15 protein-coding genes, 1 CRISPR repeat array and 1 riboswitch are annotated in these 19,930 nt (G+C 34.7%); of the genes, 14 read left to right on the forward strand and 1 reads right to left on the reverse strand.

Annotation, left to right across the window (positions count from 1 at the left end):
- Positions 1–31 precede the first annotated feature (31 nt).
- Positions 32–463: direct repeats of the CRISPR family, unit length 36 nt; unit sequence AATATAAACTACCTCTAAATGTAAGAGGACTATAAC.
- 286 nt (positions 464–749) lie between these two features.
- The 7 genes from helD to BR43_RS16265 all read left to right on the forward strand — a co-directional run bounded on the left by helD (position 750) and on the right by BR43_RS16265 (position 9,561).
- On the forward strand, positions 750–2,924 hold the full coding sequence (gene helD, locus BR43_RS16235) for an RNA polymerase recycling motor HelD (protein ID WP_034563845.1): 2,175 nt from the start codon (positions 750–752) through the stop codon (positions 2,922–2,924).
- 55 nt (positions 2,925–2,979) lie between these two features.
- Positions 2,980–3,084, forward strand: a riboswitch (TPP riboswitch).
- Positions 3,085–3,225: 141 nt separating this feature from the next.
- A complete protein-coding gene (gene tenA / locus BR43_RS16240; RefSeq protein ID WP_034563847.1) occupies positions 3,226–3,924 on the forward strand; it encodes a thiaminase II in 699 nt (232 codons plus the stop codon).
- Entirely contained in the window at positions 3,917–4,729 is an 813-nt protein-coding gene (gene thiM, locus BR43_RS16245) for a hydroxyethylthiazole kinase (RefSeq protein ID WP_034563848.1), read from the forward strand. The genes tenA and thiM overlap by 8 nt, the downstream gene beginning before the upstream one ends.
- Positions 4,710–5,540, forward strand: a complete 831-nt coding sequence (thiD, locus tag BR43_RS16250; RefSeq protein WP_034563850.1) for a bifunctional hydroxymethylpyrimidine kinase/phosphomethylpyrimidine kinase — start codon at positions 4,710–4,712, stop codon at positions 5,538–5,540. The genes thiM and thiD overlap by 20 nt, the downstream gene beginning before the upstream one ends.
- Entirely contained in the window at positions 5,488–6,183 is a 696-nt protein-coding gene (gene thiE, locus BR43_RS16255; RefSeq protein ID WP_245617879.1) for a thiamine phosphate synthase, read from the forward strand. Before thiD ends, thiE begins: the two co-directional genes overlap by 53 nt.
- A gap of 292 nt (positions 6,184–6,475) precedes the next feature.
- Complete coding sequence (locus BR43_RS16260; RefSeq protein WP_034563852.1) at positions 6,476–7,312, forward strand: DNA adenine methylase; 837 nt, start codon at positions 6,476–6,478, stop codon at positions 7,310–7,312.
- The gene (locus BR43_RS16265) at positions 7,309–9,561 is read left to right on the forward strand and encodes a DGQHR domain-containing protein (protein WP_034563854.1); all 2,253 of its coding nucleotides are present in this window, start codon (positions 7,309–7,311) and stop codon (positions 9,559–9,561) included. Before BR43_RS16260 ends, BR43_RS16265 begins: the two co-directional genes overlap by 4 nt.
- A 187-nt stretch (positions 9,562–9,748) precedes the next feature.
- Here the strand turns inward: BR43_RS16265 and BR43_RS16270 are convergent, their stop codons facing one another.
- Positions 9,749–11,422, reverse strand: coding sequence for a PucR family transcriptional regulator (locus tag BR43_RS16270; RefSeq protein ID WP_034563856.1), 1,674 nt, complete (start codon positions 11,420–11,422; stop codon positions 9,749–9,751).
- Positions 11,423–11,609: 187 nt separating this feature from the next.
- On the opposite strand from BR43_RS16270, the gene BR43_RS16275 reads away from it, so the two are divergent.
- The 7 genes from BR43_RS16275 to BR43_RS16305 all read left to right on the forward strand — a co-directional run bounded on the left by BR43_RS16275 (position 11,610) and on the right by BR43_RS16305 (position 19,791).
- Positions 11,610–12,542, forward strand: coding sequence for an oxamate carbamoyltransferase subunit AllH family protein (locus tag BR43_RS16275; RefSeq protein ID WP_051934005.1), 933 nt, complete (start codon positions 11,610–11,612; stop codon positions 12,540–12,542).
- Positions 12,502–14,052: an acyl-CoA synthetase FdrA gene (fdrA, locus tag BR43_RS16280; protein WP_034563858.1), complete on the forward strand. Its 1,551-nt coding sequence runs from the start codon at positions 12,502–12,504 to the stop codon at positions 14,050–14,052. Before BR43_RS16275 ends, fdrA begins: the two co-directional genes overlap by 41 nt.
- The gene (locus BR43_RS16285) at positions 14,049–15,485 is read left to right on the forward strand and encodes a YlbE family protein (protein ID WP_157464080.1); all 1,437 of its coding nucleotides are present in this window, start codon (positions 14,049–14,051) and stop codon (positions 15,483–15,485) included. The genes fdrA and BR43_RS16285 overlap by 4 nt, the downstream gene beginning before the upstream one ends.
- A 10-nt stretch (positions 15,486–15,495) precedes the next feature.
- Positions 15,496–16,647, forward strand: a complete 1,152-nt coding sequence (locus BR43_RS16290) for an ankyrin repeat domain-containing protein (protein ID WP_034563861.1) — start codon at positions 15,496–15,498, stop codon at positions 16,645–16,647.
- Positions 16,648–16,668: 21 nt separating this feature from the next.
- A complete protein-coding gene (locus BR43_RS16295; protein WP_034563863.1) occupies positions 16,669–18,117 on the forward strand; it encodes a cytosine permease in 1,449 nt (482 codons plus the stop codon).
- Positions 18,117–18,572: a nucleoside deaminase gene (locus BR43_RS16300; RefSeq protein ID WP_034563866.1), complete on the forward strand. Its 456-nt coding sequence runs from the start codon at positions 18,117–18,119 to the stop codon at positions 18,570–18,572. Before BR43_RS16295 ends, BR43_RS16300 begins: the two co-directional genes overlap by 1 nt.
- Positions 18,573–18,774: 202 nt before the next feature.
- On the forward strand, positions 18,775–19,791 hold the full coding sequence (locus BR43_RS16305; protein WP_034563869.1) for a LacI family DNA-binding transcriptional regulator: 1,017 nt from the start codon (positions 18,775–18,777) through the stop codon (positions 19,789–19,791).
- Positions 19,792–19,930 lie beyond the last annotated feature (139 nt).

Raw genomic sequence — 19,930 nt, forward strand, 5'->3', positions numbered from 1 at the left:
CCTTGCTGTATATATGATAGAGTTGAGGGGTAATATAAACTACCTCTAAATGTAAGAGGACTATAACTTTATTAGTTGTTCATCTGTTTTTTTTTAAAATATAAACTACCTCTAAATGTAAGAGGACTATAACCTACAAAAACGACTAAAAAAGCGTTTAAAGAATATAAACTACCTCTAAATGTAAGAGGACTATAACTTTGGTTGTACCCCTTTTTGAACATATAGGAATATAAACTACCTCTAAATGTAAGAGGACTATAACTGCGTAATGATGAGGTGGCAGAATCAATGCAATATAAACTACCTCTAAATGTAAGAGGACTATAACCATAAAACCTTGATTTTCATAAGATATATCAATATAAACTACCTCTAAATGTAAGAGGACTATAACCCAATAGTCAATTCTGTTAGCCAGTAGGGAAATATAAACTACCTCTAAATGTAAGAGGACTATAACTGCTATATAAACTGATGTACCTGTAATAGCAATATAAATTCTCCCTAAATATAAGAGAATAATAACTCAATCTCTTCATTCGTATTTTGTCTAGTTAAGATAAGTACCACCAAATACAATCAATCCAAAAAAGCTACTAAACAGCTATTATTGTTTATTGGCTTTTTTATACGTTAGTTCATTAAAGTGAGTAATCTAAGTTCAACTAATTGTCTATATTTATTGCATTCCCCAATAAACAGGTATAAACTAGAAGTTCACTATTTTAAGAAATGGGGAAATGTGGATGAGTCAAACTGAATTGGAAAAGGAAACGTTGTATTTACAACAGGTTTATCAAAAGTTGGTTCAAGCAGAAACTGAATTTACTGAGATTTTGGAAAATGCGAAGGACGATGGGCTTGCTACCTTAGAGTCTATGAAGGGGGATGTCGGTCTCAATTTTGATAATTATTCAGAGAACTTAGATACCTTTGCTGCGATTGAAATGAAGAATCGTGAAATTGATCAAATGAACTTAAAAGTAAGAACAGCGGATATAACGCTTCAAAAAGTGAAACGACTATTAAAATCTCCTTATTTTGGAAAGGTTAGTGTGGACTTTCTAGAGGCAGATCCATTAGAAGATTTTTATATTGGCATTCATAATTTCACAGATGAAGTAGGGAATATTCTGATATATGACTGGCGCTCCCCGATTACTGAACTTTTTTATAACAATGTGATTGGACCATCTTTTTATAGGGTCAATCAAAATAAAATTGATGTTGAGATTGCAGGACGTAGACAATTTGTCATTGAAAGGGATCGGTTGCTTAAATTTTTTGATACAGCAGTGGCGATTCAAGATGATGTGCTATTAAATGCGTTGAAACAAGATTCTACTCGTCAAATGAAAGACATCACAACTACGATTCAAAAAGAACAAAATACCATTATCCGAGATACACAACATCCAATCCTTTTAGTGGATGGCGTAGCTGGAAGTGGGAAAACCTCAACGATTATGCAACGAATTGCCTATTTACTTTATTCACTGCGTCAAGAAATTACTTCAGATAATATTTTAATTTTATCACCTAATAATCAATTTATTTCTTATATCTCCGATGTTTTGCCATCCTTAGGTGAGCAGAATCCACAAAATATGACGTTGCTTCAATTTGCTGAATACTATTTGGGAAAACCCTTGGAGGATGAAGCAACTTATTTTACTAGAATTAGTCGTGATCAAGTGGATAGTCAAACAACAGTTTTAAGAAGTAAAGAATTCAGCCATTATATTCAGCAGTCAGGTACTCAGTTACAGGATGCAAAGCTAGTATTTAATGATGTTACGAGGAAAGGTAAAGTAATCATTTCTAAGGAAGAAATCGCTAAAATATACACTTCCACTCCGGAATTTTCAGGAATTATTGATAAAATTCAAGCAACTAAAAAACGTTTGATTAGTTATTGGGAACAACGAATTAGAACACAAGCGAAAAATAATGATACTCAAAATCAAATATTGTCTTTATCAGAGGATTTGCAGCAAAAATATTTTGGTGAGTTTATAACGGATGAGTCAGAAGAAAGTATTTTTAGCTATGGCAAGCGCTTGTTACGTAAGCAATACCGTCTAGTTACGAAGCAAATTCAGCAAAATAAATGGATTGATGTGGTGGCCTTATTTGAAAGTCTGTATGTTGGGTTTAAAGGAGAGGACTATATTTTTGCGAATGAAGAGGAATTGAATTTGGATGAAGCTGTTCTATTATTATTGATTCGGCAAACATTTATTGAAAAAATAGATATTCCAAATAGGCGTTTTATTTTGATTGATGAAGTTCAAGATTATACTTCGGCGCAGATGTACTTGCTAGCAGATCTATTTCCAAGAAGTCATTTTACAATGGTTGGAGATGAAAATCAGGCGATTTTTAATTCCAGTAGTACATTTGATGAAATTCTAATCAATTTAACTAGTCGAAAAAACCAAATTAAGCACTATAATTTATTGAATAGTTATCGTTCTAGTGGGGCGATTACGAAGGTTTTTAGGCAGTTGGCTACATCAAATGAAAAGATGGAAATTGTGCCTATTCGACCAGATGGCAAGGAACCTCAATTTTTTGAAAGTTCAACGATTGAGACTTTTTGTGCTTTATTGGAACAAATTTCAGTACAATTACAAGGTGAAAAATTAACAATAATTACTAAAACTGAGGAGGAAGCCACTTGGTTAATAACGGAAATAGATTCCCAACTATTAGAAAAGCTGAATGTGCATGTGATTCCGATTAGTTTATCAAAAGGATTAGAATTTGATCATGTTTTAGTGTACAATGCCTCTTCCGAAAATTACACTAGTCAGCGGGATCAACGGATTCTATATACCGCAGTGTCTCGAGGCATGAAGCGCTTATTTGTTAGTTATGAAGGGGCGGTTAGTAAGTTGTTTGGAAGTAGAGGGGATTGATATAATTGACAACTCCCCTTTGGATAGTCTATGATAAAAGCAGTTAAATAGAATATTTAAACACTAGGGGTGTCCTTTTTAGGACTGAGATGAATGTCGCCATTCGATCCCTTTGAACCTGTAAGTTGATACTTGCGTAGGGAAGTGGCTAACGAATGAATCCGTGTATTCGTCACACTATAACTAGGCTAGTTATAGTGTTTTTTTGCGTTCTTATGATGAGTTAGGTGAGTTTAAAGGTCGATTTTTAAGTAGAAATCACCGTATTTAACAAAAAAATCATGATGAAAGGAATAAGCGAATGACAAGTTTTACACAAGAAATGCGGTTAAAATATGATGCTATCTGGCAACAGAGTATCCAACATCCATTTATTCAACAACTGGCAAATGGACAGTTACCAGCAGAAGCTTTTCGTTATTATTTAATCCAAGATCGTTATTATTTAGAGCATTTTGCGAAGCTTTATCAATTAATTGCAGATAAAACAACAGATCCGGAACTAAAGCAATTATTTATTGGTGAAGCAGAGGATTTTGAAAAAGGTGAGCGAGCAGTTAGAGGGAGTTTATTTAATGAATTAACAATTAGTGAGGAAGAAATTCTAAGTGTTCCAATTGCGCCAACAGCATATCATTATGTGTCCCATATGTACCGAGTATTTTATACCGAGTCCTTGACTAGCGCTATGATGGGCTTACTGCCTTGTCCATGGTTGTATTATGAAATAGGCATGGAATTAGTTAAAGTTGGTTCACCTAATGAGAGGTATCAGCGTTGGATAGAAACGTATGTTACGGAGGATTTGAAGACACATATTGAATTTTTTTGTCAAAAAATAGATGCTTTAGCGGAGCAGGCAACAGCTTATGAACGTCAACAAATGGAGCAGGCATTTATGATTAGTAGTCAAGAAGAATTGAATTTTTGGAGCATGGCATTGACACATGAAAAATGGGCTGATTCAGATGGAAATAGGGAGGAAGAATCAAATGAATAGTGAATTAGTAGAGAAAGTAAGAAGACAAAACCCTCTAGTGCATAATATTACAAATATTGTTGTTGCCAATGATTCGGCTAATGGGTTATTAGCAATTGGGGCATCGCCATTTATGTCAAATTCATTTGATGAAATGGGAGATGTTACCCAATTAGCAGATGCAATTGTATTAAATATTGGTACGTTGGATGCAAGCCAAATTACAACAATGAAGGAAGTTGGACGAATTGGCAATCAATTAAATAAACCGATTGTTTTTGATCCTGTTGGGGCAGGTGCTACGGCATATCGTAAGCAAGTGACAGAGGAATTATTAAATGAGGTCAAATTTGCTTTAATCAAAGGCAACGCGGGTGAAATTGCTGCAATTGCCAATGCAGATTGGGAAGCGAAAGGCGTTGATGCGGGTAACGGCACAGGAGATATTGCTGAGATTGCCAAACAAGTTGCTAAGCGCTATCAGTGTTTAGTTGGTGTTAGCGGTGCGGAAGATATTATTACCGACGGAGTTCAAGTGATTCGCGTAAGAAACGGCACCGATTATTTTCCAAAAATGACTGGTTCGGGTTGTTTATTGTCTTGTATATGTGGAGCATTTTTAGGAGTAGTGGATTCAGTTACTGACCTAACAGCAGTGGCGACGGCATTTACAATGTATGGGTTAGCTGGCGAATTGGCAGCGGATAAATTGCCTGAATGTTTAGTGGGCAGTTTTAGAATGAATTTGCTAGATGAATTATCGGTTATGACGGGTGAAAAACTATTTGAGAAAGGTCGAATTTACTATGACATTAGCGAAAATTAAGCAAGTCCAAGCCTTAACAATTGCTGGTTTTGATAGTGGTGGTGGTGCAGGATTGCAAGCAGATTTAAAAACCTTTCAAGAATGTAAAGTTTTTGGGACATCTGTTTTGACCGCCTTGCCGATTCAAAATACACGTGGTGTAAAAAAAGTCTATGATATTCCATTAGCAGCGATTCAAGATCAATTGGAAGTTGTTGCGGAAGATTTTAAAATTTCAGCTTATAAGATGGGAATGTTATTTACAACTGAGATTATCCAGTTAATTGCGGCATTTATTCAAGGACAAGATTTTGGTTATTTGGTAGTGGATCCAGTGATGATTGCGAAAAGTGGGCAAAAGTTATTGTTAGATAGTGCCATTACTAGTTTAATCAAGGATATTCTACCATTGGCAACGGTGATTACGCCTAATCTTCCTGAAGCAGAAGTTATTTTACAAAGGAAAATTGAAGGTTCAATTGAGATGGAGCAAGCAGCTTATGAGTTGCAACGTTTAGGTGCGAAAAATGTGGTCATTAAAGGTGGACATAGTCAGGATTTTGAGGTCTCTGCGGATGTTTTGTTACTTGACGATGGCACGATTCATTGGTTTAGTAGTCCAAGGATCGATACGGAAAATACTCATGGAACAGGGTGTACATTTTCAGCATGTATTACGGCAGAATTAGCTAAGGGCGCTAGTGTCAAAGAGGCTGTTGAAATTGCAAAGGCTTTTATTGAAGCAGCATTGAGTTATCCAATTGATGTTGGTCATGGACATGGTCCAACAAATCATTGGGCGTACAACGAAAGGAATGGATTGGATGGTTAATCAATCAAAAGAGATGATGGGAAAAATGTTAACTGTTTATTTTATAGCGGGGACTCAAGATATTGTCGAAGGCACATTGCCTGAGTGCTTAGAACAAGCTTTAGAAGCTGGAATTACGTGCTTTCAGTATCGAGAAAAAGGACGTGGCAGTTTAGCAACATATGAAGAAAGGAAAGCAATGGCCTTAATTTGCCAAAAGTTATGTCAAGATTATCAGGTTCCATTGATTATTAATGATGACTTGAAGTTGGCTTTAGAGATTGGTGCTGATGGAATTCATGTGGGGCAAAATGATGTCAGGATTCAAGAAATTATTAAGTTAAGTGAACCAACCATGTTAATCGGCTTATCTTGTCATAGTGAAAATGAAGTAAGTGCTGCCAATCAATTGTTAGAAGTGGATTATTATGGCATTGGACCTGTGTATCAAACAACTTCAAAGGTAGATGCCGAACCTGCGATTGGTGTTAGTAAGTTGGGAGAACTGACGAGGATTGCAGAAAAACCAGTAGTAGCAATTGGTGGGATTCAGTTGGGGAATGCTAAAGAAATTGATTCTCCTGTTGGGGTTGCAGTGATATCGGCTATTACTCAAGCAGAGAATATTTTGGAAGTGGTTGAAAAATTGGTGATGCGTAGTTGATATAAGTATAAAAATATAGAAAATTTATTGGATAGGGCATGATTGATATATATGAATTTCATATTATCAATCGCCTCTTTTTTTTCATAGAAAATAAGAATTAATAATATATGTATATCTTTAAAATGTATTATTTAAATATGGTTAAGCATATTTGTTATTAATTAAAAACAAACTATGTATTATTTTTGGGTTTATTGATATAATATAACATATAATCTTTTTTATTATATAGGAAATGTTAATGGATAGATTTAAGTTATACTTTATAAAAATTTGAAGGAGAAAAATAATGAATAAACAAAAAAATACAGTGAAACCCTTTTTGAGATGGGCTGGTGGGAAAAGCTGGTTGATAAAATATTTAAATAATATAATTGGAGATTTACAATTTGAAAATTATCATGAATGTTTCCTTGGTGGTGCTTCATTATTTCTTGCAATTGCTCCTCAAAAAAAAATTTTTTTATATGATTTAAACGAAGAGTTAATTAACACATATGAAATGATAAAAAAAAATCCCGAAAAAATTATTAATGAGTTGAAAATATATGAAAATAATGAAGAATTTTATTATAGTATGCGAGAAAATGAAGAGAAAAATAAATTTTTAAGAGCATCTAGATTTATTTATTTAAATAAAACATCGTTTAATGGAATATACAGAGTTAATAATGCAGGTAAATATAATGTTCCATATGGATTTAGAGATACTTATAATATTGAAGAAAAAAATTTATATGAAATAAGTTTGAGACTACAAAATGCTACTTTAATTAGTGGAGATTTTTCAATATCAAAAAAAGAAATTAAAAAAAATGATTTAGTAATACTTGATCCACCTTATACAGTTTCACATAATGAAAATGGTTTTATTAGGTATAATCAAAAGTTGTTTTCAATTAATGATCAATATAGATTAAATGATTTTATAAACTATATTAAATCTGTTGGTGCATATTATATATTGACGAATGCAGCACATGAAAAAATAATTGAAATTTTTGATAAAGAAGAAGATGAAAGATATGAACTATCTAGAGCAAGTTTAATTGGTGGGAAAAATGCTAGTCGTGGAAAAGTAAAAGAATTTGTATTTACTAATATAAGAAAAGGGGAATTTAAATGACTAAGGAATTTGAAAATATTTTAATTGGAAAAAAATTGGAATCAGAAAAAAGATCTCGTACTCAAGAATATAATTTTTTAAAGATAGAACATAAGAAAATAAATGAATATTTAGAGAATAACTGGGAGTTAGAGAAAGTTTTAAAAATAACCACTAAAATAAAAAAATTGAAATCATATAACGAATTATTTATTAATAAGTCGTGGAAGTTATTTTTTAACTTAGGCTTTGAACAGATGAATGGTAGACAAGTTCTAGTTGGTGATGTCACAATAGATATTATTGCAGCAGATGATGAAACAGTTTTATTTGTTTTTTGTGAATCTTCTAAGGAAGCTCAAAAGAGGCAAAGTTTATTAACAAGTTTGGTGAAAATAATTGAAAATAAATTAAACTTAATAAATTATGCACGGGAACAATTTCCGGGAACTAAAAAAAAGTATTCATATATATTTATGACGAATAATTATATATTACCAGATCAAGATTTAGTTTTTATGAAACAAAAAAATATTATTTATTTTAATGAAGAAAGTATAAAATATTACGAAGAATTATCAGGACATTTAGGTCGTGCAGCTAGATTTCAATTATTGGGATATTTATTTACAGGACAAAAGATACCTGGAATGGATAATAGAATACCTGCAATAGAAGGGAAGATGGGAGGGCATAAATACTATTCATTTTCAATAGAGCCAGAAAAATTATTAAAAATAGGATATGTTTTGCATAGAAATAATGCAAATAAGCAAATGATGCCAACATATCAAAGAATTATAAAAAAAAGTAGATTAAATTCAATTCAAGATTTTGTAGATGAGGGTGGTTTTTTTCCGAATTCTTTAATTATAAATATTGAAAAGGAAGATTTGAATTTTGATCGTTCGGATAAACAAGTATTGGATGCAATCTCAAGAATAGGTGTTCTGCATCTTCCACAGTCGTATAGATCTGCCTACATTATAGATGGTCAACATAGATTATACGGTTACGCTAATTCTGAATATGCCAGCAAAAATTCAATACCTGTAGTAGCCTTTGTAAATCTTGATAGAAAAGAACAAATAAAATTATTTATGGATATTAATGAAAATCAAAAGGCTGTTTCAAAAAATTTAAGGACAACTTTAAATGCGGATTTACTTTGGGAATCTGAAAATTTTTTTGAAAGGAAAACAGCATTAAAATCACAAATTTCACAAAGTTTAGGTGAGGATCTAGATTCACCATTATATCAAAGAATTATAGTAGGCGAAAATCCTAAAACTGATTATTGTAGTATTACGTTAGAATCAGTAAAAAAAGCTTTAGATGATAGTGATTTTTTAGAAAAATATGATAAAAAAAGTAATAAATTACTTGAAATAGGAACATTAGATATAGGAAATAATGATGAAACAAGTCTTATTCTTTTACGATTTTTAAAAGAATATTTTATATATATTGAAAAAGGGTTGGAGAGTGAATGGAAAGAATCAAATAAGACGAATTCATTTATTGTTATAAATTCTGGAATATATAGTCTTATTAGAATATTAAATGATATTGTTAATTATCTTGTTAAGAGAGAAAATTTTGATTTTAAAGAGATGAATAAAGAGGAAGTGAAAAATGAAATATCTCCCTATTTAGATAGTATTATAGAGTTTTATAAGTCAACATCTAAAGACGAATTGATACTAATAAAAAAAAGTTATGGTGCTGGTGGAAGGATAAAATACTGGAGAACATTACAAAGAGCAATTAATAAAAATTATCCTGAATTTTGTCCGGAAGGTATGAAGGAGTATTGGCAAAATAACGATATGCGATTTAATAATGATTCATATGATATGATTAGGGATATTGAAACTTATATAAATAAAGATTTTAAAGAGAAGTTAATTAATTATTATGGCGATGATTGGTTTAAATCCGGATTACCAAGAAAAGTATATGATGAAGCAATGCAATTAGCAGCAAGTAAAAATTATGATAAGCTGAAAGAAGATGAAGTATCACCTTGGACTTGTTTAAATACTATTCATTATAGAGAAATAGCAGTAAAAAAAGAAAACTGGCTACACATTTTTTCTAATGCTTATACAATGCCTGGAGAAGAAAAAATTTCAGGTGGTAAAGATGCTAAAACTAAGTGGATTGAAAAATTTTCTAGAATAAGAAATGAAAATCATCACACATATAGTATTACAGAGAAAGAATTTGAATTTTTAGAAAAAATAAGAACTTGGTTAATTAGAGTTTAGAATATATATAATAAAAGGGTACTAACTAGTTAATAAAAATTAGTTAGTATTTTTTTGAAATTTATTGAATAAAGATATAAATTACTCTTACTTACATGTTACTAAAAAATCTACTTATAGGTTTATATTCTATTTATTCATAAAAGGCTTCTAAAAATTAAAAGTTTGTTTCATTTTATGAAAATCACTAAATTTCTTTATACAATTTCAACGCTAACCGCAAGGCTAATGTATTCTCTTCTTGTTCCATGTTCAACTGGGTCAATGTTTTAATCTTTTCAACCCGATAAAGTAAGGTATTGCGATGGATAAATAATTTCCGTGAAGTTACGGCAATATTCAAATGATTGTTCAAATAAACGTTTAACGTTTTCACTAATTCCGTACCGTTCTCTTGATCGTAGCTAATTAGCGCATCTAAATAATGATGAGAAAAAGCCTGAGCGGTTTCTTCTGAGATTGTATCCTCTAAAAAAGCTTCAAAATAAAAGTCATTAAAGTGATAAATCCATTGGTCTTTTTTGTGATTTTTTAGAAAAGCAATCACTTTTTTTGCTTCGCGGTAACTTTTGGAAGTTTGTAAAAGTGGCGTTGTAGAGCCAATTGCACAATAAACATGGATAGGATATTTTTGAGTAATTTCTAAATAAATGACTAATTCTTCAGCAATAGTCGTTATTTTTTTATGCAAATTCGTCATAGCTAATTTTTTATCAGTACCTAAAAGCACAATCAATTGTTGTCTTTTGCTAAATGCATGAACGTGTTGATATTTTGTTTGGGTATGAGTTGAAAATGCAGCAGATAAGGATTTCATCAGGCGATCTTCTGACTGCTTTTTACGAACTAAATTTTCAGTTTCAGCAAGTTGAATGTCAATTGAAAAGATCAACACCGTATAATCTAAAGCTGGATCAAGTGAAGAATGGAAGTCATTTAATTGAGTCAGTGTTTCAATCTGACCATGTAGCAGTTGATCAAAAAAATCACGACGAATCCGATTCTCTGTTCGTTCAATTTCTACAAGGCGATTTTGTTCTAAGGCAAAAGCCATTGAGCCGTTTTCAAGAGCAATATAGTCAGAATCATTTAGCGGTCGACCCATTTGATAGACAATAATCGAGCCATAATGAATCGTATCAAAATAAACCGGCATTAAAATGCAAGTTATTTCGATTCCATTAAGGGTTAAGTGCCTAGTAAATGGTTTTTGTACTCGTTCAAAATGTTCTGGCAACGTGGCTAGCTGTTCAATGGGAAAAAGAAAATTCTCTTCAAGGGGAATTAATGAAGCAGCAATCGAGGAACCTTTTTGCTCAACTGTCATCAAAACTTTCCAGGAAGTATCGACTAAAATAATAGGGTTTTCCACCATGTTAGCCAATCCTTGGGCAATTTTTTGCATACCACCACCATGTAACGAGATTTCAAAAAATTGTGAATGGATATCAAGAGACATTTGATTTAATTCATTCATCCGCCCAGAAATTTCTGACATAATAATGGTTAAGATTTTTGAAAAGGGAATTCCATATGGAATTTCAATAATCGGTAAAGCTAGTTCATCTGCTAATTGTTTCATTGTTTGTGGAATGGTCTTTAAGTATGCTTGTGGTTTAATACAAATAGCCGAACAATTGATTTTTTTAAAACTTTTAATAAAACGTTCTTGAACTTCAGTATTTTCACTAAAGAAATAGCCTGATGTAATGACAATTTCACCAGAAGATAGCCAATCTAATGCATCCGGGTTATCTAAAATATTGACGCCTGTGACTTTATTATGAATGCCATTTTCACCAGCAACAAGTTTAAATGATTTAAAAGGAGCTAAATTTAAAATTTTTTCAACAGTGTGCATGTATTTTCCTACTTTCTCATAAGAATAAACAAGATGATTTACTTTAACTATAAGGTAGTTGGTTAAAGTATACAACTAAAATAGATTATCTTTAGATAGAATATCCGTTTTTGTAAAGGCTTACTTAAGGTAGACTATGAAGTGTAAAGAAGAGCAGGGAGTGAATGACAAAAGTGGGGTGGAAAGGATGGCTGTTTATCAAGTTGTATCAGGACCAGCAGAAATACTATTGATAATTAAATCTGGTAGGGTAAGGGGACATCTTCATAGTGTCTTTCGCAACACGTGGAATGTGTTATTAGAAGATGACTCATTATTAACTTTAGCAACTGAGGAATTGGATAATTCATCCAATACGTTACGAATCAACGGTCTATTTAATCAAGCTCCAACTATTCCAATTGGAACAGCGGTTTATAATTTAGATCAGCAATTAATAATTGGCAATCAAGTGAAAATTCAACTTACTCAGGCTAAAGAATGGCATCCAGCTGCACTTTATTTTCCGAAACAAGGCGAATGGATGCATGTTCAGGAGAATATGGATAAAGTTCAATCTTGGCTTTTGGAAGATGCTGGTAAAGGCTTTTATTTAGAGGGAAAAACGGCTACGGGATATGAACGGGCAACGGCAGAATTATTGCAAATAGAAACGAAAAAACTAATGATGTTACTAGCTGCAGAAGAATTCAACGCAGCGAGCAAGCAAGTTCACCGAGTTGCAGGGCTTGGACCGGGGTTGACGCCTTCAGGAGATGACTTTTTAGCAGGACTGTTCTTCATGCTAGCAGGGAAATCCTGCTTAAATGCTGGATATACCTCATGGATGACACACGCACTCTTTGAACTAAAGGAGAAAACCAATGCCATTAGCTATGCGGCTCTCTTTTGGGCGACAAAAGGAGTGTCTCGTGAACGAATTCATCTATTTGTTCAATCTTTGCTAACAGAATCAGATGAAAGTAAATTGAAAAATCAGATGAAAGCCGTACTGAAAATCGGTTCTTCATCTGGTAGTGATATACTGGCGGGAATCCTTGCTGGTGTAAAGTTTATCCAAATTTTAGGAGGCTATCAAAATGACAATTTTAACCAAGATTCATCCAAATACGTACGTTGATTCCGTTTCATTAATGGCGCTATCAACAAGAGCTAACCAATTAGATGGCGTGGAACAAGTGATTATTGCCATGGCAACCGAAATGAACAAAGAGGTCATGGGAAATGTAGGTCTGCTGACGGCTGAGATTTCAACTGCACAAACCAGTGATTTGGTGATTGCGCTAAGCGTAGAACATCAAGAAGACGCAGCAGAAGTGATGGAGCGGGTAGAAACATTGATGAAAGAGAAAAATACCCAAACTAAAAGTACTGGAAATGAAGTCTTTACCACAATTGAAGTGGCGAAAACAGCGAAGCCAGATGCCAATTTAGCAATGATTTCAGTCAACGGAAAATTTGCAGCTAGAGAAGCACGAAAAGCGCTGAACAATGACTTACATGTGATGATGTTTAGTGACAACTTAACGATTGCAGAAGAAGTGGAATTAAAAACGTTGGCTCATGACAAAGGGTTACTGATGATGGGACCAGATTGTGGGACAGCAATTATTGATAATATCGGTTTGTGTTTTGCCAATAAAGTCCGTCAAGGCTCCATTGGTGTGATTGCAGCATCTGGAACTGGAAGCCAAGAAATCAGTGTTCGCGTTCATGAATTTGGCGAAGGAATTTCACAGTTAATCGGGACTGGTGGCAGAGATTTGAGTGAAGAAGTTGGCGGGATTATGATGTTAGACGCGCTAGATGCACTTGAAGCCGATCCAGCAACAAAAGTGATTGTATTGGTTTCTAAACCACCTGCAAAAGCTGTCGAAGAAAAAATCTTAGCTCGCGCCAAAGAACTGACAAAACCAATTGTGGTTTGGTTTATTGGTAGCGAATTGAGAGAGAATGAAAAAAATGTTCACTTTGAAAAATATTCTAAAAAAGCGGCATTAAAAGCAGTTGAACTAGCTGGTATTGATTTGGCTAAGTTAGATAGTCACCCGTTGAATCTGCCTTTAATTGCTGAAGTACAGCAAAAATTAGTATCAGAGCAAAAGTATATTCGCGGACTATTTACTGGAGGCAGTTTGTGTGATGAAGCGATGTTTCTAGCAATGGAATCATTTGAGGATGTGTATAGCAATTTGTCGCGAGATAAACAGCACTTGTTAAGTTATAGTGATGCCAGTAAACACCATACATTTATTGACTTTGGTGCAGATGAATTTACCAACGGCAAGCCACATCCCATGATTGATCCATCAAATCGGATTGAGCGTTTTAAAGTAGAAGCAAAAGACCCATCAGTCGGTGTGATTGTGATGGATTTTGTTCTCGGATACGGTGCCAACGCAGATCCGGTCGGTGTATTATTACCAGAAATGAAAGCAGCTAAAGAGCAAGCAGAAAAAGAAGGCAGACACTTAGAAATCATTGGTTATGTCTTAGGAACAGAACTTGATGCACAAAACTTAGACGAACAAATTGAAAAATTAACATCAATCGGGGCAACCTACGCAAGTAGTAGTCAAAATGCAGGCTTACTTGCGCGAGAATTTGTTATGAAAGGGGCAAAACAATGAGTAAAATAAGTGAACTATTTACCACAGAACCTGTTGTTATTTCATTGGGAATTGAAGCTTTTCAAGAGGATCTTGTAGCACAAGGAGTAGATGCAACCTATCTGGATTGGACACCACCAGGTCGCGGGAAAGAAGCTATTTTAGAAGCATTAAAAATCATTGAAACAGACACACTACAAGCCAAAATCGCTGCAGCAAATGAAGAAGCCGTTAGCCGTATTACAGGTTCACAAGTGTTCTTAACAGGCTATGATCAAGCCATTAATGTGGTGCCAGGCATGAAGAAAAATATGATTTTACATGCAGGACCACCGATTACTTGGAATAAAATGAATGGACCAATGCAAGGAGCTGTCAAAGGCGCACTTGTTTTTGAAGGCTTGGCAAAAGATTTAGAAGATGCAGAACGAGTGGCAGCCTCAGATGAAATTATTTTTTCTCCATGTCATGAGCATCAATGTGTCGGTTCAATGGCAGGGGTAACGTCAGCTTCCATGTTTATGCATATTGTTGAAAATCGGACTTATGGCAACCTTGCTTTCACTAATTTAAGTGAACAAATGTCTAAGATTTTAAGAATGGGCGCAAATGATGAGAGTGTGATCACACGTTTAAAATGGATGCGAGATGTCTTTGGTCCAATGTTAAGAGATGCCATGAAGTTATCTAAAAAAGGCATTGATTTGCGATTGATGTTAGCGCAAGCGATTCATATGGGAGACGAGTGTCACAACCGCAACAATGCTGGAACTACTTTGCTGATTCAAGCGTTGACACCTCTCATTATTCAAACAGATTATTCGATTAGCCAAATGAAAGAAGTTTTTGATTTTGTAGCAAGTAGTGACTATTTCTCTGGTCCAACCTGGATGGCGATGTGTAAGGCAGCACTAGATGCAGCGCAAGGCATACCTTATAGTACAGTTGTTACAACTATGGCACGTAATGGTACTGAATTTGGGATTCGTGTCAGTGGGATTGAAGGCAATCCTTGGTTTATTGGTCCCTCTCAAAAAGTCATCGGTCCAATGTTTGCTGGTTATAAACCAGAAGACGCAGGACTTGATATTGGAGATAGTGCGATTACAGAAACGTATGGGATCGGTGGATTTGCCATGGCAGCAGCGCCTTCAATTGTATCGTTAGTCGGAGGTACGATTGATGATGCTCTTCAATTCTCTGTTGAAATGCGTGAAATTACCACTGCAGAAAATCCAAATGTAACCATTCCAGCACTGAGCTTTATGGGAATTCCTTCAGGGATTGATATTGTCAAAGTGATGCAATCCAATACACTACCGATTATCAATACAGCGATTGCCCATAAAGAAGCGGGAATTGGTATGATTGGAGCGGGGATTACCCATCCACCTGTAGAAGCATTTGAACAAGCATTAATGGCCTTTAGTAAACAATACGCGGAAAATAAATGAGGTGAAAAAGATGAATGGAACAGCATTGGAAGCCAACCTTTTAGAGGCTGTAAACAAAGAGAATCAACATGAGGTGGAGGCGTTATTTGCCCAAAGAGCAGCTGTGAATTGTGCTGACGAGTTTGGACAGTCGCCGCTGATGTTAGCTGTCAAAAAAAACAACCTGACGCTGGTAAATGTCTTATTAGCGCAAGGTGCTGATCCAAATCAACGAGACAACACGCAGTTAAGTCCCTTTATTTGTGCAGCAGCCAATGGACGAGATGAAATGGTCACAGAGATGATTGCGCATGGGGCAGATTTGCCCTCTGTCAATCGTTTTGGAGGCACCGCTTTATTGCCATCTAGTGAAAAAGGGTTTATCAGAACGGTTGAAATTTGTTTGGAAGCGGGTGTTCCTGTGAATCATGTCAATCGCTTAGGCTGGTCAGCATTGTTAGAAGCTGTGATTTTAGGCGATGGTGGAATTTTGTACCAGAATATTATTCGGGAACTATTGGAACACGGCGCTGATTCTTTACAAAAAGATTTTGATAATAAAACGCCACTGGATTACGCTGTTGAACGCGGTCAAACGGAAGTCGTTGCCTTGATAAATGGAACAGCAACAGAAGTCCCTGTTTTTGTAGCAATTCGGACGGCAATTAAGAAGAATCAATTTAAAGAAGCGAATACTCTTTTGTCAGAAGTTCATTTACATGAGATTAATTTACAGAAAAAATGGATTTATTACCAAGGATATTTGGCAGAACGAATGAAAGAGAATGAAAAAGCAGTAAGTTTCTATCAAGAAGGGCTGATTCATTATCCTGAATTTGCTTTTTATCTAGCGAATATGTATCGTAAAATAAATCAACCAGAAAAAGTATTAGCCACTTATGATAAAGCGATAGCAGCTAGTCAAGATTATTTCTTCCGCTATCATAAATCCAATTTTTTAAGAGACCAAGGTAGACATGAAGAAGCCTTAGTTGAAATGGACCAATTAGTGGCGACGTATCCTGATCGTACTGATTTTTATTTTCACCAAGCCAATAGTTTCCGCAGTTCGGGTCATCATCAAGCAGCGATAAAAGCAATGGATGAAGCTATCAAACGCCAACCAACTAATCCATTATTTAGTGAACATCGAACAACCTCTGAACAACTACTGAAATCATAAAAAGAGATGGAGGCAACGAAAATGGAACAGGTACAAAATAACGTATTAGAAGAGGAACGAGGGTATTCGGCTGATCTTTTGCCTAAGACAGGAGCCGAAAAGAACTGGGGCACGTTTAATTATATGACTTTATGGATGGGTGCTGTGCATAATATCCTATCTTACATGACCGTTGCAGGATTTTTCTTATTAGGTCTGAATACTAAGCAAGTTCTGGGGGCAGTGATGCTCTCAGCCTTGATTGTATCGGTTTTCTTCGTACTAAATGGATATGCATCTGCTAAATATGGCTTGCCGTTTCCAATGTTATTGCGTTCCGTATTTGGTGTAAAAGGCGCCATTATTCCTTCGATTTGTCGGGGACTTGTTGCAGGTGTTGTTTTCTTTGGAACGCAAAGTGTTGTGAGCGCCCAATCATTAGATGTGCTTTTTTCTAGAATTTTCCCAGGATATTTGAATATAGGTGGTGGGGCAAGGGTTTTAGGCTTACCGGTACCAACGATGTTAAGTTATGTACTAGTCTGGTGTGTAACAGTAGGTCTTTTCCTAGGTGGCACAAAAGTATTAGATAAATTCGGTACGTGGTCTTCACCAATTGTTTATGTTTTTATTATTGGTGCAGCAATTTGGACGATTCAAATTGCGGGAGGATTTACACCGATTTTAAACTATACACCGGCAAATGCAACGACAAGTCCTCTTGTTTTTATTGCTTGTGTAAGCGCTTTGGTTTCTAACTGGGCTGGACCTATTGTAAATATTGGAGATTTTACGCAGAAGGCAAAATCAATCAAATCAATGGCAATTGGCTTGCCTTTAGGTTTTATCTTATCCTATATCTTATTCGCCATTACTTGCGTAGGCTTAATCGCTGGCACGCAAATTGCTTTTGGTGAACCTATTTTTAATATTGTAAATGCATTTGATAAAATTGAAAATACATTTGCGGTTTTTGTCTTAATTTTAGCATTAAATATGGGTGCCCTTGCGTTTGTGGTGTTTGGTAATTTATTCCCAGCGGGTTTGCAAATGGCATCCCTATTTCCAGGAAAATTAGATGTAAAAAAAGCAGGTATTTTGACAGCCGTAATTGGAACCTTGATTTTACCTTGGAAATTAGTTGAAAATGCATCAACATTATTCTATTTCTATGGCTTCATTGGTTCGATGTTTGGTCCAATTGTTGGTATTATGTTATCTAGTTTTTATTTTGAACATCACAAATCGGTTGATTTAAAAGAAATCTATGTAGCTGAGGGTGAGAATGGTCGTTTTAAATCGGGGTATAATAAGATTGCGATGATTACGTTAGGCATTAGCTTTGTTGTATCGATGTCCGGTGCTTTTTTACAAGGAGTTCCGTTCTTGAAAAGTTTAAATGATTTTGCCTTTTTCTCAGGTTTGATTGTATCCTTTATTTTATATACAATTTTAAGTAGACGTTCAATAAACAAGGAGGTTAGGAACTAATGGATTATATGAAATTAGCAGCAGATGCGACAATTGATGGCATGAAAAAAGGGTTTGGCGGTCCATTTGGCGCAACCTTAGTGAAGGATGGTGAAGTGATTGTCTCTGTTAGCAATACAATGATGCGAGATACAGATCCTTCTGCTCATGCAGAGATGGTAGCCATTCGTGAAGCTTGTAAGAAATTAGGGCGGATCGATTTATCAGATTGTGAGATTTATGCAACGTGTGAACCTTGTCCAATGTGTATGGGAGCGATTTTATGGGCAGGCATTCCTAAGGTTTATTATTCCAACACACGCGAAGATGCAGCAAAACATGGGTTTTCAGATAAGCATTTACGAGAGTATCTAGATGGACGTAATGAAACACACGTGGAGATGATTCAACGGAATGATTGCCCAGCTTGCGACAATCTATGGCAAGAATTTGAACAGTTACAAGTTGAAAAATAAGGAAGATTAGCATTCTATCGACCATTATCGGTGGATAGAATGTTTTTACTTTGTGTAATAGACTTAATTTAGCCAATAAACGGTTGACAATTATTTTAGAGCATGTTAAATTATGCGGTGTAGAGTAATCGTATACCCAATGATAATTTTTAATTAAATCATTTGCTGAGATAGATTCTAACAGTCAGGAGCATCCTACACTATGAATAAAAAAACTGTTTCAATTAAAGAGATTGCGAAACTTAGCGGGGTTTCTGTAGCAACCGTTTCAAGAGTCATTAATAATAATGGTCGTTTTTCAGAAGAAACACGTAAAAAAGTTTTAAAAGTCATTAAAGAAACCAATTATGAGACAAACAGTATTGCTAAAAGTTTGCGAATGAGAAAATCCAATACAATTGGGATTTTAGTTCCAGATATTAGCAACTCTTTTTTTGCCAATGTGGTTCAGGAAATTGAAAGCATTTTATTTGAACAAGGTTATTCAACGATTATTTGTAATACGGATCGTAATGAGGAAAAAGAGCTGGCTTATCTGCGGATGTTAGAAGGCAAAATGATTGATGGCTTAATTGTGATTTCTGGGGTAAAAGAGTTTGGTACGGCAACTATGAATAAGACTATTCCCTTAATTTGTATTGATCGTAAACCGCAAGATACTCAGAATACGATTATCATTGAATCGAATCACTATCAGGGAGGATTTATTGCCACTGAAGAGTTAATTAAGCAAGGGTGTAAAAATATTGCCATTATTATTCATCGTGATTTTCTGTCATCATCGAAGGAACGTTTGGCGGGTTACAAAGATGCTTTAAAGAAGAATAATCTTGCATTTAACCCTGATAATGTGATTCATATAAAGGCAACTGGCAACGTTTCGCGAACAGAAATTGCGAAACAAGCATTAGTTGAACGGTTTAAGCAAGGTGAATTTTTTGATGGAATCTTTGCTTTAAATGATCGTTTAGCAATTGGAGCTATTCATGCAGCGAAGGAGTATCAATTGAACATCCCAGTGGATCTTAAGATTGTGGGATTCGATAATGATCCTATTTCTAAATATTGTAGTCCAACTTTATCCACTATTAAGCAGGATAATCGTGTGATTGCTCAACAAGCATGTACGTCGTTATTACTAGCAATTGACACGAACTATGCTGAAATAGAAAAACATCAAGTCATTCCGGTGAGCTTGATTGTTCGAGAGTCAACTTAAAGAAAAGAAAGGTTCTTTTCTTTTTAACAGTTGAGTAATCGTTTACCTAATGGTGTTTAGCATTAAAAAAGTAGGAGGTAGATGTAAAAGAATTAATTTTTTAACAGATTTGAGAAAACGTTTACCCAATATCTAATAA

This window comes from Carnobacterium gallinarum DSM 4847 (assembly GCF_000744375.1).
Taxonomy (GTDB): Bacteria; Bacillota; Bacilli; order Lactobacillales; family Carnobacteriaceae; genus Carnobacterium; species Carnobacterium gallinarum.